A 20022-nucleotide genomic window follows, 5' to 3' on the forward strand; every position below is an offset into this window, starting at 1 on the left:
TGTCAGCTGTAGAGCAGATGTCCTTCGGGACGGCCCGGCGGCGGGCACAACCCGCGCGGGTCGTCCCCGGCCTCCAGGCAGCGCGTGAGCGCGTCGGAGCCCCACAGCAGGTCCAGGAAGAGGTCATCGCCCTTCCAGACCAGGTCGTCCGGGTAGAGGACGCGGGCCGTGTGCAGCATCGACAACCCGGTCAGCACCGGCCGGAAGGCCCGCGGGTCGTGCACGTGGAGCTGCACCCCGCGTACGGGGACGCCCGCGTGCTTGTGGAACGTCGGCGTGAACCAGGTGTCCCTGAACCGTACGCCCGGCAGGTCCAGCCCGTTCAGGACGGCCGCGTAGCGTTCGTCCGCGTACGGCGCCCCGACCAGTTCGAACGGCCGGGTGGTGCCGCGTCCCTCGGAGAAGTTCGTGCCCTCGAACAGCCCGGTGCCCGGGTAGACCAGCGCGGTGTCGGGGGTGGGCATGTTGACCGAGGGCATCACCCAGGGCAGACCGGTCTCCGCCCAGCCCATGTCCCGCCGCCAGCCCTCCATTGTGACCACCCGCAGGTCGGCGTCGAAGCCGAACAGCGTGGCCAGCTCCCCCGCGGTCCTGCCGTGGCGCACGGGCAGCGGGAAGCGGCCCACGAAGCTGGCGAACGCCGGGTCCAGCAGCGGGCCCTCCTCGACGGTCCCGCCCAGGGGGTTGGGCCGGTCCAGCACCACGAACCGCAGGCCCAGCCGGGTGGCCGAGGCCAGCAGGTCGTACATGGTCCACACGAAGGTGTAGAAGCGGGTTCCCACGTCGGCGATGTCGAAGACCAGGGTGTCCACGCCGGAGGCGGAGACCACCCGGTCGAGGTCGTCGCCCGACAGCTCGTGGGTGTCGTGGACCGGCAGTCCCGTCCCGGGGTCCACCGCGTCCCGCTCGCTCGACCCCGCCTGGGCCGTGCCGCGCAGGCCGTGCTCGGGGCCGAACAGCGCGGTCAGCGGCACGCCCGCGGCCAGCAGGGCGTCGGTCGTGGGGGTCAGGTCGGGCAGGACGCCGGTGGGATTGGTGATCAGGCCGAGACGGGCGCCTCCGGCGAGCGCGGGGTCCGCGGCCAGCCGTTCGGCTCCGGTGCGTACGTATGACATGGATCCATTCTCTGAAAGATATTTACAACTGAGAAGTAAAGGGTGGAAATTAGCGTCATGATTGATCCGCTGCCCGAGCTGTCCACCGAGCAGAGCGATCCCCGCTACAGCCAGATCGACCGGCTGCCGACGGAGCAGATCGCCCGACTGATGAACCAGGCCGACGCCGGGGTTCCCGAGGCCGTGGCCGCGGCCGTCCCGGCCATCTCGGCGGCCATCGACGCGATCGCCGCCCGGATGGCCGAGGGAGGCAGGCTGCTGTACGTCGGCGCCGGCACCTCGGGACGGCTGGCCGTGCTCGACGCCAGCGAGTGCCCGCCCACGTTCGGCACCGATCCCTCGCTGGTGCAGGGCGTCATCGCGGGCGGGCACGAGGCGCTGACCCGGTCGGTCGAGGGCGCGGAGGACGACGCCGAGGCGGGCGCGGCGGCCATCAAGGACCTGGAGGTGGGCGCGCTCGACTCGGTGGTGGGCGTGTCGGCCAGCGGGCGGGCCCCGTTCGTGCTGGGCGCGCTGGCCGAGGCCGCCGGCCGGGGGGCGCTGACGGCCGCGCTGTCGTGCAACACGGGCGCGCCGCTGTCGGCCGCCGCCGAGCACGGGATCGAGGTCGTGGTGGGGCCCGAGGTGGTGGCGGGCTCGACCAGGCTCAAAGCGGGCACGGCGCAGAAGCTCGTGCTCAACATGATCTCGACGATCTCCATGGTCAGGCTGGGCCGGACCTACGGGAACAGGATGATCGAGATGTCGGCCATGAACAGCAAGCTCGCCTCCCGCGCGCTGCGTATGGTGAGCGAGATCACCGGGGCCGACGCCGCGACGGCGGGCGCGGCGCTGGAGGCGTCCGGCGGGCAGGCGAAGACGGCCGTGGTGATGATCCAGCACGGGCTGGACGCCGACGCCGCCCGCGCGCTGCTGGAGTCGCACGGAGAGCGGCTCAGCGACGCGCTCAGCGGCTGACGTCCGGGGCGGGACGCGCGAGGACTCACAAGGTCCTCACGAGGACTCACGCGGGACTCACGAGGGGGGAACGGGGATGTCGGACCGGCTGGAGCGGCTGCTGGCCGCCGCGGTGCCCGAGGTGTGCCCGGCGGCGGTCGCGCTGATCGCGGCCCACGGCACGGTGACCGCCGTCGCGGCGGCCGGCGAACTGGTCAGATACGCCGACGCCGAGCCGACCGGCGTCTCAGGCGGTGGGCCGGACGGCGGGCGGGACGGCGTCTCTGCAGGCGGGCAGGGCGGCGGGGGCGGTGAGCCGGGAAGGCTCGCCGCCGAGCGGCCGCCCGCGCGCCGGGACTCGGTGTTCGACCTGGCCTCGGTCAGCAAGCTGTGCACCACCGCGGTGGTGCTCTCGCTCACCGAGGAGGGCCTGCTCGACCTGGACGAGCCGGTCGCGGCGTGGATCCCCGGGGCCGACCCGCGGATCACGTTGCGCCGCCTGCTCACGCACACGGCGGGCCTGACCCCGACCCGCCGCGTCGACCTGGAACTGCCGCACGCCGGGCCGGACGAGCGCATGGCCGCGATGCTCACCACGCCGGTCACCGGCCCGGTCGGCGGCCCCTACCTCTACAGCGACGTCGGCATGGTGATGGCCGGCCGGATCGCCGAGCTGGCCGCGTCCGCCTCCCTCGACGCCCTGGTCCGCGCCCGGATCACGGACGTGCTCGGCCTCGCGGACACCGCCTACCGCCCGCTCCCCGGCCACGGACGCACCGCACAGGCCCCAGGCCAGGGGCAGCCCGAGCGGGGAGCCGCCCCCGGGATCCCGGTCGAGCGGGTCGCGGCGACCGAGTTCAAGCCCGAACGTCCCGGCCCCGGCTGCGTGCGCGGCGAGGTGCACGACGAGACGGCCCACGCCCTGGGCGGGGTGGCCGGGCACGCGGGCCTGTTCGCCCCGGCGGACGACCTGCTGGCCTTCGGGGAGGCTTTGCGGCTGGGCGGGGGCGCGATGCTGAGCCCGTCGAGCGTGGCCGAGATGACCCGCGACCAGGGGGCCGAGGGAGCCGCGTTCCGGCACGGGCTCGGCGTGCGGATCGGCGACCCCGGCATCGTGGGCCCGCTGAGCGGCGCGTACGGCCACTCCGGGTTCACCGGGACGTCGCTGGTGGTCGATCCGGCGCGCGGGCTGACCGTGGTGCTGCTGACCAACGCCGTCCACCCCATGCGCGGGCGGCCCGGGATGCGCGAGCTGCGGTGCGCGGTGGCCGCCGAGGCGCTGCGGCACGTAGCGTGAGTGCATGCCCGTCCAGCTGAACCACACCATCGTCGCCGCCACCGACCGGGACGCCACGGCCGCCTTCCTGGTCGACGTCCTCGGCCTGGAGCCCGCGCCGGTCTACGGCCCGTTCCGCGTCGTGACGCTGGCCAACGACGTCTCGCTCGACGTGATGCAGGCGCCGGGGAAGGTGACTCCCCAGCACTACGCCTTCCTGGTCGGCGAGGAGGAGTTCGACCAGATCTGGGGCCGGATCAGGAGCCGGGGCCTGACGTTCTGGGCCGATCCCGGACACGGCAGGCCCGGCGAGATCAACACCCACGACGGCGGTCGCGGGCTCTACTGGTCGGCCCCCGACGGGCACAACCTGGAGATCATCACCGTCCCCTACGGCGGTTAGGGCGCCAGCGCCTCCAGGGCCTCCTCGGCGCGGCGCATCGCCTCCCGCGCGTCGGCGGTGACGAACTCCTGGTCGAAGTTGAGGTCGTGGAAGACGTCCGTGACGCCTGCGGCGGCCAGGGCGTCCACGTCCCGCCGGATCTGCTCGTACGTGCCGGTCAGCGGCCGGCGTCCGTCCTCGGGGCCCTCCGGCCGCACCTGCGTGACGCCGCGGCACACGAAGCGGAACGCGGCCGCGTCCCGCCCGGCGCCGGCGATCGTCTCCTTGATCAGCCCGATCCGGCCCGCGACCGCCGACAGGTCCTCCCTGCTGGAGCTGATCCAGCCGTCGGCCAGCCGCCCGGCCCGGCGCAGCGCGACCTCGGCGGTGCCGCCGAGCAGCACCTGCGGCGGGCCGGGCGCCGGTTTGGGGTCGATGTACGAGGCCGGCACCCGGTAGAACTCGCCGTCATGCTCGACGACGTCGTCCGCCCACGCCTTGTGCAGCAGCTCGACGAACTCCTCACCCCTGCGCCCGCGCCGCTCCATGCCGATGCCGGCGGCCTCGAACTCCTCGGGCACCCAGCCGAGCCCGATCCCGGCGCTCAGCCGGCCGCCGGAGACGGTCTGCAGGGTGCCGAGCTGCTTGGCCAGCACGACCGGCTGCACGTACGCGTTGATCACGGCCACGCCGAGCCGGATCGTCCCGGTCACGCCGGACAGGTGCGCCAGGGTGATCAGCGGGTCGTGCACGCTCCGGTAGGTCGGCCCCATGGGATGCCCGACCGGGTAGAGCATGCGCTGGAACGTCCAGAGCTCGTGGTAGCCCAGCTCCTCCGCCCGCACGGCGACGCGACGCATGTTCTCCGGCGTGGCCCACGGCCCTGACTGGGGTACGGCGAAACCGATTCTCATGCCCCCTAGTCTGACCGACGCGAATCTGCGCCCTGTGGGAGCCTTCGACGAACTTCAGTGGAAGATCGAAGCGAGCCTTCCCCCGGCGCAGCCGTTCCGCGCCATTCCGTAGCGGTGTCCGCTCCCTCAAAGTGCCTCCACCGCTTGGTGAGTGCGCCGGTCGGCTCTCTCGTGCCTTCCGTCGATGCACTTGGCGTATGTCTTGAGAAGTGTCTGCACGCTGCGCCCCAGCGCACTCGACGACCTCGGGGCATGCACCCCTGCACGCAGCCAGAGCGACGCCGCCGCGTGCCGCAAGTCGTAGGGGCAGCCCGCCGCCGGGGACTCCACCTGCTCAGGGATGAAGGCCAACTGGCGCGCCTCCCGCCACACCCGGAGATATCCATCGGCGGTAGACCGTCGTCCGTCCGAGGCAGTGCCGTAGGACTTGATGTGATCGCGCAGGATCGCGACCAGTTCGGACAGGATCCCCATCGGGCGGTCCTCGTCGTCTTCGTTTGCACCGGAGCCCGAACTGCCCGCTTCCCATCGCCTTGACATAGGCCGGGGCAGAGCATGGGTATCGTCCAGGCTGAGGTGTCGCCACCTCAGATCAGCTCGTGGGGCCCAAGCGAGGAAGTCCATCTTCTGCCAGTGCGACGGCGTGTCTGGGTTCTTGCTACCAAAAAGTTTCGCGCCCGTCACGGACAGACGGAAGCACACCTGGCTGGTGCGGACTCGCCCAATGCCCAGAGTGCTGGTGGTGATGTCGAACCGGCGCGTCTTTGACGCGGCCATCGTTTGCCCTCCATCACCACGAACCTGCTGACGGGAATCTGTCAGGCACCTCACACGCGTCAGAAAGGTCACGGGAGGCACACTGGCGCTCGCGGCGACCAGGCTGGATACTTGGTGCCATAACCATAAAGAGGTGACTCCCCACACTGGAGGGAAATGAGTCAAGGAGAGGAACTAACAACACAGAGGCTAGTCAAGCGACAATGGGTGAGCTATATGGGCCCACGAATCTTCTTGGCTTTCACGGTGTCCAGCATGGTCTGGGAGACGATAAAGAAGAACTTCGTCCCCGCGCCAATAGACTCGTTTCCCTGGAAGTTGACCGTTCTCGATCTCTCCACAAGTGCGGCACTCACGAGCGCGGCCCTGGCAGTGCTTCTAGCACGCTCTCAACTCTCCAGGACCAACACGCCAAACATCTCGTACAACTCATACGCGCAAGAGAGTTCACATATAAAGAGATCACGACGCGTCGGGCACATCTACAATTCAGGATCCGGCCAGACCGTCATCCGGCTGATAAAATACAGGTGCGCCCTCATGGGTCCCGGGAGCGAACAGGATCGATTCACCGACTGGCTGACATGGGGGCAAATGGTTGAATATCTAGGCACGCTAAACCTTCAACGCAGATATGACTATTGGCTTCTCAATCTCGGCAATGGAGCCGGCCTCCCCCACGCAGACAACGACATGGAGCTTGTCGCCTTCAACCGGAGATCATTACTGGTACTGGCCGAATTTGACGTGCTGATCAGAGTTGAAGACATCCTCGGCGACCAACATCAAAGAGTGTTACGTTTCCTTGGAAGAGAGAAGAATATCGAGGCCTCGCGGCAGCCGAAAGGAATATTTCCATGGCGATAGTCGGCCGCGGTAGAGCTCATCGAGAATTCTTCAGACCTCCGATTGCATGCACGTGAGAGCGGAACAGGCAATCAGTGGACATGTGTGGCGCTTTCGCGTGAGCGGATGGTGACGTTCCTCGGCGTGCCAGGACGTACGGACGCCGGAAACCGGGTGGTTCCAGAGACGGGCGGTATCCAGGGATGTCCGACGCAGCATGGCGATGGATGCGGCTCCAATTGGGGGACGAGCACATCGTCCACACCGTCTTCCAAGCGACCGCACAGCCAGTCGCCGCCACGCAGGCATCCCTGCCGGAGAGCCGGAAGGAACGGCAAGATCATTCCGCGCGCAATTCGCCAGTGACGGCCCTCACGGATCGTGAGCGGCACACCCTGGTACACACAAAGTTGTGCGGCTGGCCTTACCGCAGGTCTGAGTGAACATCTCGCCCGCTCCAGCGACGGCGTCTGGCGGCACGTACCGCCCATACCGCCCCCTAGTCTGTACGAGTGGGTCTAGAGGAGGAGCTTGCGGGTATCGCCGCGGCGTACGGCGGCACGGGCGAACCCGTGCGACACCAGACGCGCACCGACGTGGTCGTGTTACGGATGGGCGAGGTGGTGGTCAAGGCCCACTCGGCCCGCGACGAGGTGGAGCCGCTGCGCGCCCGCCTCAGGGCCGCCGCCGCGGCCGCGGTCAACGGCGTGCTGCTGGCCCCGCTGGAGGGCGAGGTGCTGACGGCGGCGGGCCGCGCGGTCACCGTCTGGCCGGCCGGCCGGCCGGTCCCCCACGACGATCCCGGGTCCGCCCCCTGGGAGGAGGGCGCGCGGCTGCTGGCCCGGCTGCACGCCGTCCCCCTGACGCTGGTGCCGCCGATGCCCCCCGCCGGAGGCCCGGCGCGGGCCGCCCGCGCGGTGTCCAGGATGAGCGGGGACGGCCCGGTCGAGCAGCTGGTCAGGCACGCGTTCAAGGAGCTGCCGGAGCCCGTCCCCGTGCCGGGCCTGCTCACCCACGGCGACTGGCACCTGGGCCAGCTCGTCTGCCGCGACCGGTGGCTGCTCATCGACGTCGACGACCTGGGCGTCGGCGACCCGGCCTGGGACCTGGCGCGACCGGCCGCCTGGTACGCGGCGGGCCTGCTCGAACCGGCCGTCTGGGAGCGCTTCCTCGGCGCCTACCTGGCCTCCGGCGGCCCCGCGCTCGGCCAGGGCGACGATCCCTGGCAGCGGCTCGACCTGCCGGCCAGGGCGCTGACCGTGCAGCTGGCCGCCGTGGCCGTCCTCAACGCCGAGCGCGAGAACCGGGAACTGGACGAGGTCGAGCATTCGTTAATCGAATCGTGCAGCAGAATCGTCAGAGCGTGACGGGGGCCGCACGCGGTAGGTTTCAGCCTGAGACCCCGGATCCAAGGAGAGCGACTTAGATGCAGTGCCCGAAGTGCCGCGGCAACATGCGGACCTATGAGCGCAACGGCGTCCACATCGAGCAGTGCGACAACTGCCGTGGGATCTTCCTCGACTTCGGCGAGCTGGAGACCCTGACGCGCATGGAGTCGCAGTACCACTCCGCTCCCCCGCCTCCCGCCCCCGGGCCGGCCTGGGGCGCTCCCCACCACGGCGGCGGCCACCACTACGGCCACCACCGTCAGCGCAGCTGGGTGGGCATGCTGTTCTCGACCTGATCGCCCCGACAGGCGGAAAAGGGCCGCGCTTTCGCGCGGCCCTTTCGCGTGTTCCGACCCTGTCAGCGGGTCAGCTCGGGAAGTCGTCGGGGTTGACGATCGCGGTGCGGGCGTTGCCGCCGGTGATGGCGTGCAGGGTGACCCGCCAGTCGTGCCAGAGGATCTGGGTGGCGGTGACCGTGGTCTTGAACTTCACCGACTTCTGGAAACGCTCGAAGCTGCACTGACGGGTGAAGGACTTGCTCTTGCCGTCCCAGTCCACGCCGTGGGTGAAATAGATCTTGTACGTGCCGTCGGGCACGCCCCTGACCTTGAACTTGGCCCTCTTGCGCACGTACACGCTGAACGTCTTGCTGCCGCCCCTGACCACCGTGACGACGGCGTCGCGGCTGCCGCCGTTGTCGACCTCCAGGGAGCTGCGTCCGCCGAGGGAGGCCCTGCGGATGAACGCGCCGTTCTTCAGCCGCCTGTTCTGCTTGCCGCCGGCCTTGACGGTGACGATGTCGGCCGGGTAGTCGCCGGCGCTCTGCAGGGCCTCGCCCGCCTTGTTCAGGGCGGTGAGCTTGGTGCCGAGGTCGCTCAGCACGGCCGAGGAGGTGCACAGCTCGCGGCTGCCGACCTTGCCCGCCGTGGAGCCGAGCTCGGTGGCGAAGTCGCGCAGGCTGGTGACGTACGCGTCGTGCTGGGCCCGTACGTCCGCGGGCGGGCTGATCGCGGACAGGGCGTCGGCGGCGCCGCTCAGCGCCTCCTCGGCCTTGTCCACGCGCTGGTTGAGCGACTGGACCCCGCGCGCGCCGGCCAGTCCGTTGATCGCGCCGAGCATCGCCTTGTGCCTGTTGTCGAGCTCGCCCTTGTACGCCTCCGGCGTCAGGGCGCTGACACTGGGACCGGCCCCCGAGGTGGGGTCGCCGCCGGGGGATCCGCCCTTGCCGTCCGCCACGCCGCTGACCTTCGGCTCACCGCCGGTCAGCGGTGGGGGCGAGGAGCAGGCGGCGAGCGTCACCGTCGCCAGGGCGAGAACGCAGGAGATCAACCGGGGTGAAGCCACCCGCCACACTATTGCCCGGTTGATCCCCAAACGTCAATTACGATTCGGCCAGACCCTCATCCCGATCCTGTCGCAGCCACCGGGTGATCCCCAGCGTCTCCAGGAACGGCACGTCGTGGCTGGCCACGATGAGCGCGCCCCGGTAGGCCGCCAGCGCCTGGGAGAGCTGCCGCACGCTGGACATGTCCAGGTTGTTGGTCGGCTCGTCCAGCAGGAGCAGCTGCGGCGGCGGATCGGCCGACAGCAGGGCGGCCAGGGTCGCACGGAAACGCTCGCCGCCCGAGAGCGTGCCCACCGGCTGGTCGGCCCGCCCACCGCGGAACAGGAAGCGGGCCAGCCGGGCGCGCACCTCGTTGACCGAGGCCGCCGGAGCCACGGCCCGGACGTTGTCCACCACGCTCAGGGCGTCGTCGAGCACGTCGAGCCGCTGCGGCAGGTACCGTACCGGGACGTGCGCGCCGTGCTCGACGATCCTTCCGAGCAGGGTCGTCTTGCCCGATCCGTTGGGCCCGAGCAGCGCGATGCGTTCCGGCCCCCGGATCACCAGCCGGTCGAGCGCCTTGAGCCCTTCGCCTCCGGCTGCGGTGGCCGGGGGGTCGAGGGGCAGCGTCAGGAGCGTCCGGCCGGCCGGGACGGCGGTGCCGGGCAGCTCGACGCGGATCTCGGCGTCGTCCCGCACGGCCTGCTCGGCCTCGGTGAGCCTTCCCCTGGCCTCCTCCAGCCGCTCCTGGTGCAGCGCGCGGTGCTTGCCCGCCGACACCTGGGCCTTCATCTTGAGCCCACCGGCCACGATCTTGGGCACCTTCTTGTTCTCGAACGCCTTCCTCGCGTTGCGCCTGCGCCGGTCGAGCCTGGTCCTGGCCTCGATCAGCTCGCGCTGCTGCCGCCGTACCTCGCCCTCGGCGGTCCTGACCGTGCGCTCGGCCGCCTCCTGCTCGGCGGCGACCTGCTCCTCGTAGTCGCTCAGGTTGCCGCCGTACAGGTGGACGGCGGCGTCGCGGAGCTCGGCGATCTGGTCGACGAGGCCGAGCAGCGCCCGGTCATGGCTCACCACGACCAGCACCCCCGCGTACGCCGAGACCGCGGCGTAGAGCCGCCGCCGGGCGTCCAGGTCGAGGTTGTTGGTGGGCTCGTCGAGCAGCAGCACGGCGGGGCGCTTGAGGATCTGCGCGGCCAGCGCGACCATGACGGCCTCGCCGCCCGACAGCGTCGCCACCGTGCGGTCGAGCCCGATGTGGCCGAGCCCGAGCCGGTCGAGCTCGGCGCGCGCGCGTTCCTCGACGTCCCAGTCGTCCCCGATGACGGTGAAGTGCTCCTCGGCGACGTCGCCGCTCTCGACGGCGTGCAGCGCGGCCCGCTTCCCGCTGATCTCCAGCAGGTCGGACACGGTACGGCTGCCTTCGAGCGGCACGTTCTGCGGCAGGTACCCCACCTCGCCCGTGACCGAGACGGAACCCGAGCCCGGGGTCAGCTCGCCGGAGATGACCTTGAGCAGGGTGGACTTGCCCGACCCGTTCGTCCCGATGAGCCCGGTACGTCCGGCGGGGAAGGCGGCGTCGAGACCGTCGAGCACCATCGTCCCATCGGGCCAGCCGAAGGACACGTGATCGACGACAATGGAAAAAGACATCAGGCGGCTCCCATCACAAAACCCGAAATTTCGTGACTTGGCGGGAACACCGCTGCGCGCGCGACAACCAGGCAGCCGAAGCTGGTAAGACTGGGGCGAAGAGGTCGCCGAGGTCGAGGTGTGCGCGCGACAGAGCCCGTGACCGGGCGGATAGGCGCGGTGCCCGCGGCCTCAGATCCTCACGTCAACTGCCCCCATGGGTCGGCGATACGACCCGGACATACTACCCACTTCACGCCGAACGGGCAACGCCCCGCGCCCGATGGGCCGCCACGTTGACCCGGTTCGCGCAGGTCAGCGAGCAGAACCGGCGGCGGCCGTTGCGCGAGGTGTCCACGTAGACGGTCGCACACCCCGTCCGGTCGCAGCGCCCGAGCCGCCGCCCGTCGGAGAAGCACACGGCCATGGCCAGCCCGCCCGCGGTGGTGTCCTTGGCCCTGGAGACGATGTCGGCCTCGGTGGAGAAGAAGTGCAGGTGGGGCTCCAGGCCGTCGTGGGTGCTGATGTGCGGCTTGGAGGCGGTGATCTCCAGGAGCTCGTTGATCAGCGCGACCTGGACGCCGAGGTCGGGCTCGCCGAAGACGGGGGCCAGCCGGCGCGCCCAGGCGGCCAGCTCGGCGGCCTGGGCAGGGGTGACGTCCGTGCGCCACATGGCGTTGGCGGTGAGCGTCTCCCGCACGGCGGCCGGGCTGAAGTCGTCCGCGTTGACGAGGGCCGCCGCGAGCTCGGCGCCGTTGCCGCCGTAAGTGTTGAAATGCACAAGGCCATTACATCAGGTTGGAGTCATGCATCACGGAGAGCCGCACGACCCTTTCGCCCTGACCCTCGTCTCCTCGCACCGCACCTCCGAGGGCCTGGTCTCCTACCTGCGCTGCGCCTGCGGCGCGTGGGAGGTGCGCACGTCCCGGACGGTCGCCTGCGCCGGCCCGCCCCCGGTCGGCGGCAGGTCGATCACGGGCATCGACTGACCCGGCGCACTCGTCCTAGAGTCGGCGGCACACCCCTCAGGAGGTCAGGCATGTCCAGCATTCCCTCCCTGCTGCGCGACCGGATCGCGGCCACCCCCGACGCCGAGGCCTACCGGGTGCCGTCGGGCGACGCGTGGACGTCCCTGTCGTGGCGCGAGGTCGGCGAGCGGGTCCGCGGGCTGGCACTGGGGCTGTCCGGGCTCGGCGCCGGGCCCGGCAGGCGCGTGTCGATCCTCTGCTCGACCAGGCTCGAATGGATCCTCGCCGACCTGGCCGTGCTCTCCACGGGCGCGGCCACCACCACGATCTACCCGTCCAACACGGCCGCCGAGTGCGCCTTCGTCATCACCGACTCCGGCAGCACGATCGTCATCGCCGAGAACGACGAGCAGGTGGCCAAGCTCAGGTCCGTGCGGAAGGAGCTGCCCGACGTCACCGGCGTGGTCGTCGTCGACGGCTCGGCGAGCGACGACGGCTGGGTGGTCACCCTCGACTCGGTCAGCCGCGGCGAGGGCGACTACGACGCCCTGGTGGACGCCATCGCCCAGGACGACCTGGCCACGCTCATCTACACCTCCGGCACCACCGGACGTCCCAAGGGCGTCGAGCTCACCCACGACAACTGGCTGTTCGCGGCCGGCTCGGTCCGCGAGATCGACCTCATCTCCCCCGGCGACCTGCACTTCCTGTGGCTGCCGCTGTCCCACTCGTTCGGCAAGCTGCTGGAGGTCGTGATGATCGACATCGGCGTGCCCACCGCGATCGACGGCCGTCTCGACCGCATCGCCGACAACCTCGGCGCGCTGCGGCCGACCGTGATGGCCGCGGCGCCGCGCATCTTCGAGAAGATCCACAACACGGTCGTCGCCACCGTGCGCCGCGAGGGCGGGATCAAGCTGCGGATCTTCGAGTGGGCAAGGGAGACCGGCATCAGGGTCAGCAGGGCGCGGCAGCGGGAGGCGTCCGTCCCGCTCACCACCCGGGTCGAGCACGCGCTGGCCGACCGGCTGGTCTTCGCCAAGCTGCGGGCGCGCTTCGGCGGCCGGATCCGCTTCTTCATCTCCGGGGCCGCGCCCCTGTCACGGGACGTGGCCGAGTTCTTCGACGGCGCCGGCCTGACGATCCTGGAGGGGTACGGCCTGACCGAGTCGTCGGCGGGCAGCTTCCTCAACCGTCCCGAATCGGTGCGGTTCGGGACGGTCGGCCCGCCACTGCCCGGCACCGAGGTCCGCGTCGCGGACGACGGCGAGATCCTCATCGGCGGGCGCGGCGTGATGCGCGGCTACCACGGCCTGCCCCGGGAGACGTCGGAGGCGCTGGAGGACGGCTGGCTGCGCACCGGCGACATCGGCGAGCTGGACGAGGCCGGGCGGCTGCTGATCACCGACCGCAAGAAGGAGCTGATCAAGACCTCGGGCGGCAAGTACGTCGCGCCCACCTACCTGGAGGGCCGCGTCAAGGCCGCCTGCCCGTTCGCCTCGCACGTGTTCGTGCACGGCGACCGCCGCAACTACGTGACGGCGCTCGTCACCCTCGACATGGACGTCGTGCGCCCGTGGGCCGAGGCCGAGTCGCTGCCGGCCGACCCCGAGGCGCTGTGCGGGCACCCGCGCATGCGCGAGGAGGTCGGCAGGGCGATCGAACAGGTCAACGCCGACCAGGCCAGTTACTCCACGATCAAGAAGTTCGCGATCCTGGCCGACGACTTCACCGTGGAGACGGGCGAGCTGACGGCCAGCCTGAAGATCAGGCGCAAGGCCGTCGAGGAACGCCACGCCGACCTCCTCGACGGCTTCTACACCGACTGACGACGACGGGCTTCTCCATGGTTTCTACGCCGGCTGACGACGGCGAGTTCCCGGGCGGCGGCGACGGGCCCCTCGCCGCCGCCGTCCCGTCACTGGCCGGAGGGCTTGCGGAACTGCTCGATCAGGGCCGTGTAGCCCTGGTCGCCGTGGCCCGCCGCGACGGCCCGGCCGGCCAGGGCCCTGATGAAGCGCGGCAGCTCGGCGTCCACGCCGTGCGACTCGCTCTCGTGGACCAGGTGGTCCATGGCGGCCACATGGGTGTCGAGGGTCGAGTCGGTGGCCGGGTGCGCGCCCTCGTCGATCTGCCGGGCGTAGTCGGCCAGCCAGCCGGCCACGGTCTCGACGCCGTTCTTCGCCACCGGGGCGAACGCCGCCGCCTCCACCCCGGCGGCCCCGAGCAGCGCGGCGCCCTGGAGGAAGCCGTTCAGGATGTTCCACATCAGGCTCAGCACGCCGACGTCGTAGAGCGCCGACAGGCCATGGTCCGCGCCGAGGTACGTCGCGCCGCCGAGGCTGCGCAGGGCCGGTTCGTGCGGGTCGAAGGCCGAACGCGGGCCACTGTAGAGGAGGGCGGCCTCCGGGCTCCCGACGGCGGCGGGGGTGGTCATGATCGCGCCGTCGAGGTAGGCGCCGCCGTGCCGGGCGACCCACCCGGCCGTGTCGCGGGCCTCGGCGGAGGTGCCCGAGGTGAGGTTGACCAGCACCCGGCCCTCCAGGACGTCGGCCAACGGGTCGAGGACCTCGCGCACGGCGTCGTACCCGGTCAGGCAGACGACCACGAGCGGGGCGGCGGCCACGGCCTCCCTGGCCGAACCGGCCCGGACGGCCCCGCGCTCGACGAGCCGGTCGGCCCTGGCAGCCGTACGGTTCCACACGGTCGTCGGCCGCCCGTCGCGCAGGAAGGCCCCGGCCAGCGCCTCCCCCATCAGGCCCAGGCCCACGACGGTCACGGGGGTACGGCGATCCTTCGTCATCACAGTCGCTCTCCCAAAGAGGTTGTCCAGCAGCTATGGGAGAATCGTCAACGTTCAGACCGGTATGAAGGTCAAGGGGGACGGCCATGCTGATCGGGGACCTGAGCCGGCGGACCGGGGTCCGCCCCCACCAGCTGCGCTATTACGAGGCCCAGGGCCTGCTGGAGCCCAACCGCCGCGCCAGCGGCTACCGCGAGTACGACGACGAGGCCGTGCTGACCGTCGCCCAGATCAGGAAGCTGCTCGACGCCGGGCTGTCGACCGACGAGATCGCGTACCTGCTGCCCTGCGTCACGGGCCCCGACCCCGACCTCGTGCCCTGCCCCGAGCTGCTGGACACCCTGCGTGCCCGGCTGCGCGGCCTCGACGAGCAGATCGACACGCTCGCCCGCTCCCGCCGCGCCCTGCGCGGCTACCTGGAGACCACCGAACGGCGCGCGCCTGCCGAACGGCGCGCGCCGGCCTGATCACCTGCCGGGAAGGGCGGTCAGCAGGACAGGTTGCCTCCGGGGGCGACGCCGAGGATCTGGGTGAAGCGCTGGTAGGCGTTGACCCGGCTCTGGACCTGGCCCGGGTTGCCGCCGTTGCACTCCAGGCTGCCGTTGATGCTGCGGATGGTCTCGCCGAACCCGCGGCCGTTGACCATGGCGTTGTGCGGGGTCATGGTGCCGGGGCCGTTCTGGGTCATCCAGTACCACAGCGCGGTCTTCCAGGCCACGGACGCGTTCCGTTCCACCTGCCAGGGGTCGTTCAGCAGGTTGATGCCGAGGGCGTCGCCGGCCGCCTTGTAGTTGAAGTTCCAGCTCAGCTGGATGGGCCCGCGGCCGTAGTAGGCGGCCTGCCCGGCCGGGCAGCCGTAGGGCTGGCTCGTGTCGCAGTAGTGCGGGTAGTTCGCGGTGTTCTGCTCGACGATGTAGACCAGCCCGCCGGTCTCGTGGTTGACGTTGGCGAGGAAGGCGGCGGCCTCCTGTTTCCTGACGGTGTCGGAGCCGGTCCCGGCGAAGGCGGGGAAGGCGGCGATCGCCGTGGTCAGGCCGCTGTAGCTGTAGAAGGAGTTACGGCTGGGGAACATCTGGTCGAACTGCGCCTGGCTCACCACGAAGCCTCCCGGGGTCGGCGGGTCGGTCGGCGGGTCGGTCGGGCCGCCGCCACCGCAGGCGCCCTTGTCCGCCCAGACCTCCGCGGTGCCGGGGGTCTCGTTCAGGGTCCACCACCGGGCCGACCAGTTGTGCCCGCCGCGGGACACCAGCGCGCCGCCGTTGTAGACCGTCGCGGCGTTCCACGCCGTCGCGCAGGCCGCCGCCCCGGCCGGCGAGGCCGTCACGACGACCGAGAGGACGCCCGCCACCAGCAGCGCGGCGGCGGACAGCGTCAGGCTCCGTCGCACCCGATCACTTCCCTTCACAGAATCCCTTAGGAAAGTTTCCTAAGAGTTAGCGCGATGGTGACACGCCGCCGGCGACCCGGCAAGGCCCAAAGTCAAGCCCGGAGGGTCAGAGGATCCGCCTGGCCCCCGGCACCGACCGGACCGCGTACGCCAGCGCCCAGCACAACGGCAGCGACACCGCCACCACCAGGGCGAACTTGACGACCGCCGCCGCGTGCAGCTCCCGCACCGCCCAGGCCACGGCCACCAGCACCAGCGGATGGATGACGTAGACCGCGTAGGCGTGCTCGGACAGGAACCTGCCGCGCGCCCCCTGCCCGGCGAACCGCTCCCGGAACAGCACCGCCAGCCCGACGATCATGCCGACCGCGACCACGGACTCCCACAGGGCCATGGCCGCCGACGCCACCAGGCCCGTGGTCAGGCTCGACACCGGGAGCAGCACCAGGCTCGCCACGCCCGTGACGGCGAACCCGGCGCGGGCGGCCCGCCTGGGCAGCGCCTCGAACCAGCCGCGCCGGAAGGCGACCACGCCGGCCGCGAACATGGCCGCGTACTGCGGCAGGAAGTAGGGCGTGGGCAGCCCCAGCACCGGCACGTACGTGCCCTGCGGCACCGGCACGCGCCACAGGACCGTGACGGCCGCCAGCCCCAGGGTGAACAGCACGACCCCCTTGAGGCTCGGCGCGCCGGCTCCCCGCCCGTCGGACCTGCCCGCACGCCGCCACCACGCGTAGAGCAGCGCGAAGACGATCAGCACCTCGACGAACCACATCGGCCCCGGGTCCCACGAGACGATGTACCACTTCCAGAACGGCATGCCGTGGTCCCCGAGCGTCAGCAGCGGCCGCAGCAGCACGACGAAGATCAGCAGCGGCACCCCGAGCCGGACCAGCCGGTCGCGGACGAACGCCCGCCCGCCCTTGCGGTCGTGGGAGCCGGGGGTGAAGAAGCCGGAGATGAGGAAGAAGAACCCCATGAAGAACGCCTGGTTGAAGACCACCAGGAGGTCGAGCGCCACCCCGGAGGGGTCGGTGGCCGGTTCGCTGTAGTACCAGATCGGGATGTTGCCGTACGTGACGGCGACGTGATGGACGACCACCAGCGCGGTCAGTAACACGCGCAGGTTGTCGATCGCGAAGAGCCTGGTGCCGGTCTCGGTCCTCATCGCCTGCATGCCCTCTCGAACAGGTCGGCCAGCTCCGCGGCGTGCGCGTCGAGGTCGTGGTCGGGGTTCGCCACCCAGTAGGCGAACATGTTGTCGATGGCGGAGGAGTGGGTGATGGCCATGACCCGCCGGTCGAAGTCGCGGAACTCGCCGGCGGTCTGGCCGTAGGCGTAGATCTGCTCCATCGCCTGGTAGAGCTCCTCGTTGGCCTTGACGCCGTAACGCGGCTCCCCGTCGGCGGTGCGCAGGTTGTAGAAGATCTCGCCGAGGGCCTTGAGCCGCGTGCGGTGGTCGCGCATGTGCTCGGCGACCGCGAGGATGTGCGTCCGCAACATCGCGGTGGGGCCTTCGACGCCCTCGATGCGCTCCATGACGTGCGCGGCGATCTCGCCGTAGACGCTGTTGACCACCTCCTCCATCAGCTCTTCCTTGCCGGTGAAGTGGTAGGAGATGACGCCCTTGCTGATGCCCGCGTGCTGGGCGATGCGCGCCAGCGACGCCTGGGCGAAGCCGACGTCGGCGATCACCTCCACGGCCGAGGCGATGATCTGCGCCCGCCTGGCCTCCTCGATGAACGAGCGCGCCTTCTGGCCGCCCGGCTTATTTTCTGACCGCATGGCCAAAACCTAGCACACACGGCCAGAATCGCGATGCACGCGGGCCTCAAGACGGGCCTCAAGACGGGCTTCAAGGCGGGGCCCAAGGCAGGCGACGTCAGGGCGGACGGCGTCAGGACAGGCGGGCCCGGTAGACCTCTCTGGCCTGGTCCAGCAGGGCGACGTGGTCGGCGAGCTGGGCGGGGTCGGTCAGGCGGGCGTGGGACCTGATCAGCTCCTCCAGCAGGTCCAGCCACTCCAGGCACCAGCGCACGTCGTCCCGCCGGGCGACTCTACGGCCGGCCATGTCCACGTAGACGGGGCTGGTGAGGGCGTAGCCGGTGCCGGTCATGGTGCGCACGTGCGGGTGGCACACGACCTCGGCCACCACGTACGTCGGCTCGTCCACACGAAGGTCGGCCGTCACGGTCAGCCGCTGATCGCCGTCCGGGCGGTGTTCGCCGTCCGGGCGGTGTTCGCCGTCCGGGAGCCGGTCGACGTCCGGGAGGCGTTCCGCGCCCGCGCGCACGCCTTCGGCCGTACGGATGCGCACCGCGGCCACCTCCGGGCCGATCGCGGTGGCGGTGACGCGGACATGGTCGCCGGGGCGGGCGTCGATGACGTGGCCGGGGCCGTGCCCGTCCACCGACAGCTCCAGCCAGGGGCCGGTGGTGGCGAACGTGCGGCCCGCCCGTACCGCGTCGGCGAACGCGCGGGCGGTCAGCTCGCCCTCCACCCGGGCGTAGACGCGGGCCCAGCCGGGCGGGTTGGACTGGTTGTCCGACCGCGTGAAGGAGATCATCGAGTCGGTCCCGGCGGTGACGGCGAGCCGGTTGCCCGCGCCGATCAGCCGCCGGTAGACGGCCGCCGTGGAGGCGATCGAGGCGTGGGTGAGCACGTCGAGACTGTCCACCAGGCCGAGCGCGGCGTCGGCGACCAGCTCGCGGGCGGCGCAGTTGCGCGGCACCGGCGAGACGACGGCCTTGGGCGGATCGCCGTCGGCGAGCGGCGTGGCGAAGGGATGGCTGTAGCCGAGGACCGCGCCGAGGCCGCGCAGCTCCCGCAGCCCCTCGGCGTTCGGCGGCCAGTCGGCGTCCCCGGCGAACCCGGTGTGGAAGCGGCCGGGCGCGCGCTCCGGGGCGAAGGCGTAGACGTGGCCGAGCAGGTCGTTGCGGTACTCGACGCCCATCCGGGCCAGGTGGGTGGCGTCTGACCACGGTAGGTCCTTCCCCGCCCAGTGGTCGAGGGCCTCCCGGTCGTAGACGCGCGGCCCGGAGACGTTCCCGGCGAGCAGGTTGAGCACGTGCAGGTCCTCGCCGTGCTGGGCGGCGGCCGCGTCGGCGGGCAGGCCCACCAGGTCGCCGGCCCAGTTGAGGTGGACGTGCAGGTCGCCGCCGTACCAGCCGCGGGCGGCGGCGTCGTAGAGCCGCTTCGGGGAGAGCCGGACCACGCGTTCCCCGCCCGGGTCCGGGGTGATCTCCAAGGCGGACTCGGCGTACTCCATGCCCCTGGTGACGGTGATCGTCAGCGGCTCGGCCGGGACGTCGAGGGTGAGGCCGTCACCGTGGAAGTACGGCCTCCCGTGGTAGTCGTGGCGGCTCGGGACGCCCGGCGGGTACCAGCCGCGGCCGTCCGCCGAGGCGACGCTCCACCGGCACGGCTCCCCCGCCACCAGGGTGAGCCGGGCGGCCGGCACTCGGCGGAGCAGGGGTTCCAGCCGGACGCGCCGCCCGTCGACCGTGATCACGCTGTCGGCGTCGACCTCGACCAGCCAGGCACCGCGGGGAGCCAGCTCGCGGTGCGCGTCGTCCACGGTGACCGGGCAGGGGGCGTCGCGGGCGGAGTCGACGAGCAGGAAGATCCCCTCCTCACCACGCCCGGCCCGACCGCTGCCGGTCACGGCGGACGCCTTCGCGGGCTGGGGGACGTCTGTCACCGCGGTCGCCTCTGCAGGGTGACCGCTGCCGGTCACGGCGGACGCCTTCGCGGGCTGCGGGGCGTCGGTCACGGAGGCGACCGGTACCTGGCCCACCCGGCGCGGGCCCGTGCCGGGGGTGCCGGGGGTCAGGACCGTTCTCGGGGCACCCCGCAGCTCGATCCCGTCCGGGCCGATCCGCAGCGCGGTGAGGTGCGGTGGCAGCTCGCCGCCCAGGGTGTCGCGCAGCACCCGGTCGTAGTCGGGCTCGGCGAGGTGGGCGGCCAGCCGGTCGATCGGCTGTCCCCGGTGCAGGCGTGCGACCTCCTCGAAGGCCAGGCGCCAGAACGTACCGAACAACGAGGGCGGCAGCACCCTGCGCCTGGCGAAGAACTTCACGTTGTGGATCTCCGGCTCACCCCAGGTGATGCCGTGCTCGGCCAGCAGACGACCGTACTCCTCCAGGGCCCCCGCGACCGTTTCGGGCAGCATCGGTTCCGCACACATCTGCGCTTCTCCCCACGTCGGTTGCGCGACATCGTGGCATGTCCTGCTCAGGCCGTCGGATCGGCGATGACGCTGCGGATACTGATATTTC

Annotated in this window: 20 protein-coding genes; 9 read left to right on the forward strand and 11 right to left on the reverse strand. The window is 71.1% G+C overall.

The window, feature by feature from the left end; translation table 11 throughout:
- Positions 1-2: 2 nt before the first annotated feature.
- Positions 3-1115 (reverse strand): DUF1343 domain-containing protein, encoded by a 1113-nt coding sequence (locus AB0J97_RS30300; protein WP_357695695.1) that lies wholly within the window; start codon positions 1113-1115, stop codon positions 3-5.
- Between the two features lie 57 nt (positions 1116-1172).
- Between AB0J97_RS30300 and murQ the strand changes: the two genes are divergently transcribed.
- The 3 genes from murQ (at position 1173) to AB0J97_RS30315 (ending at position 3730) form a co-directional block, all read left to right on the forward strand.
- Entirely contained in the window at positions 1173-2072 is a 900-nt protein-coding gene (gene murQ, locus AB0J97_RS30305; RefSeq protein WP_357695693.1) for an N-acetylmuramic acid 6-phosphate etherase, read from the forward strand.
- A gap of 76 nt (positions 2073-2148) precedes the next feature.
- Positions 2149-3348: a serine hydrolase domain-containing protein gene (locus tag AB0J97_RS30310; protein ID WP_364094691.1), complete on the forward strand. Its 1200-nt coding sequence runs from the start codon at positions 2149-2151 to the stop codon at positions 3346-3348.
- 4 nt (positions 3349-3352) lie between these two features.
- Positions 3353-3730 carry a VOC family protein gene (locus AB0J97_RS30315; protein ID WP_364094694.1) on the forward strand — a complete coding sequence of 126 codons (378 nt, stop codon included), beginning with the start codon at positions 3353-3355 and terminating at the stop codon, positions 3728-3730.
- Here AB0J97_RS30315 and AB0J97_RS30320 read toward each other — a convergent pair.
- Together AB0J97_RS30320 and AB0J97_RS30325 are read right to left on the reverse strand one after the other, a co-directional pair.
- Complete coding sequence (locus AB0J97_RS30320; RefSeq protein WP_364094697.1) at positions 3727-4623, reverse strand: TIGR03619 family F420-dependent LLM class oxidoreductase; 897 nt, start codon at positions 4621-4623, stop codon at positions 3727-3729. The two genes, AB0J97_RS30315 and AB0J97_RS30320, sit on opposite strands and share 4 nt — an antisense overlap.
- A 126-nt stretch (positions 4624-4749) precedes the next feature.
- Positions 4750-5400 carry a hypothetical protein gene (locus AB0J97_RS30325; RefSeq protein ID WP_364094700.1) on the reverse strand — a complete coding sequence of 217 codons (651 nt, stop codon included), beginning with the start codon at positions 5398-5400 and terminating at the stop codon, positions 4750-4752.
- 255 nt (positions 5401-5655) lie between these two features.
- Here AB0J97_RS30325 and AB0J97_RS30330 point away from each other — a divergent pair, with 255 nt between their 5' ends.
- The 3 genes from AB0J97_RS30330 (at position 5656) to AB0J97_RS30340 (ending at position 7930) form a co-directional block, all read left to right on the forward strand.
- Positions 5656-6267, forward strand: a complete 612-nt coding sequence (locus tag AB0J97_RS30330; protein WP_364094703.1) for a hypothetical protein — start codon at positions 5656-5658, stop codon at positions 6265-6267.
- Between the two features lie 491 nt (positions 6268-6758).
- Positions 6759-7613, forward strand: coding sequence for a phosphotransferase (locus tag AB0J97_RS30335; RefSeq protein WP_364094706.1), 855 nt, complete (start codon positions 6759-6761; stop codon positions 7611-7613).
- 59 nt (positions 7614-7672) lie between these two features.
- Positions 7673-7930, forward strand: coding sequence for a zf-TFIIB domain-containing protein (locus AB0J97_RS30340; protein ID WP_357695683.1), 258 nt, complete (start codon positions 7673-7675; stop codon positions 7928-7930).
- A 70-nt stretch (positions 7931-8000) separates the two neighbouring features.
- Here AB0J97_RS30340 and AB0J97_RS30345 read toward each other — a convergent pair whose 3' ends face one another.
- The 3 genes from AB0J97_RS30345 to AB0J97_RS30355 form a co-directional block, all read right to left on the reverse strand.
- Positions 8001-8978: a hypothetical protein gene (locus tag AB0J97_RS30345; RefSeq protein WP_364094710.1), complete on the reverse strand. Its 978-nt coding sequence runs from the start codon at positions 8976-8978 to the stop codon at positions 8001-8003.
- A 37-nt stretch (positions 8979-9015) separates the two neighbouring features.
- Positions 9016-10608, reverse strand: coding sequence for an ABC-F family ATP-binding cassette domain-containing protein (locus tag AB0J97_RS30350; protein WP_364094712.1), 1593 nt, complete (start codon positions 10606-10608; stop codon positions 9016-9018).
- 232 nt (positions 10609-10840) lie between these two features.
- Positions 10841-11368, reverse strand: a complete 528-nt coding sequence (locus AB0J97_RS30355; protein ID WP_357695677.1) for a CGNR zinc finger domain-containing protein — start codon at positions 11366-11368, stop codon at positions 10841-10843.
- A 25-nt stretch (positions 11369-11393) separates the two neighbouring features.
- On the opposite strand from AB0J97_RS30355, the gene AB0J97_RS30360 reads away from it, so the two are divergent.
- Both AB0J97_RS30360 and AB0J97_RS30365 read left to right on the forward strand, forming a co-directional pair.
- On the forward strand, positions 11394-11576 hold the full coding sequence (locus tag AB0J97_RS30360) for a hypothetical protein (protein ID WP_357695674.1): 183 nt from the start codon (positions 11394-11396) through the stop codon (positions 11574-11576).
- A gap of 50 nt (positions 11577-11626) precedes the next feature.
- The gene (locus AB0J97_RS30365) at positions 11627-13384 is read left to right on the forward strand and encodes a long-chain fatty acid--CoA ligase (RefSeq protein ID WP_364094716.1); all 1758 of its coding nucleotides are present in this window, start codon (positions 11627-11629) and stop codon (positions 13382-13384) included.
- Between the two features lie 89 nt (positions 13385-13473).
- Here AB0J97_RS30365 and AB0J97_RS30370 read toward each other — a convergent pair whose 3' ends face one another.
- Positions 13474-14358, reverse strand: a complete 885-nt coding sequence (locus AB0J97_RS30370) for an NAD(P)-binding domain-containing protein (protein WP_364094719.1) — start codon at positions 14356-14358, stop codon at positions 13474-13476.
- 86 nt (positions 14359-14444) lie between these two features.
- On the opposite strand from AB0J97_RS30370, the gene AB0J97_RS30375 reads away from it, so the two are divergent.
- Positions 14445-14825 carry a MerR family transcriptional regulator gene (locus tag AB0J97_RS30375; protein WP_357695666.1) on the forward strand — a complete coding sequence of 127 codons (381 nt, stop codon included), beginning with the start codon at positions 14445-14447 and terminating at the stop codon, positions 14823-14825.
- 20 nt (positions 14826-14845) lie between these two features.
- Here the strand turns inward: AB0J97_RS30375 and AB0J97_RS30380 are convergent, their stop codons facing one another.
- From AB0J97_RS30380 to AB0J97_RS30395, 4 genes are all read right to left on the reverse strand, one after another.
- Positions 14846-15745, reverse strand: a complete 900-nt coding sequence (locus AB0J97_RS30380) for a glycoside hydrolase family 19 protein (protein WP_364094723.1) — start codon at positions 15743-15745, stop codon at positions 14846-14848.
- 106 nt (positions 15746-15851) lie between these two features.
- Entirely contained in the window at positions 15852-16913 is a 1062-nt protein-coding gene (locus AB0J97_RS30385; RefSeq protein WP_364094726.1) for an acyltransferase family protein, read from the reverse strand.
- A complete protein-coding gene (locus AB0J97_RS30390; protein ID WP_364094729.1) occupies positions 16910-17530 on the reverse strand; it encodes a TetR/AcrR family transcriptional regulator in 621 nt (206 codons plus the stop codon). The genes AB0J97_RS30385 and AB0J97_RS30390 overlap by 4 nt, the downstream gene beginning before the upstream one ends.
- Before the next feature lie 112 nt (positions 17531-17642).
- Complete coding sequence (locus AB0J97_RS30395) at positions 17643-19931, reverse strand: CehA/McbA family metallohydrolase (RefSeq protein ID WP_364094732.1); 2289 nt, start codon at positions 19929-19931, stop codon at positions 17643-17645.
- Between the last annotated feature and the right edge of the window lie 91 nt (positions 19932-20022).

It is taken from the genome of Nonomuraea sp. NPDC049607 (assembly GCF_040675375.1).
Classification (GTDB): Bacteria; Actinomycetota; Actinomycetes; order Streptosporangiales; family Streptosporangiaceae; genus Nonomuraea.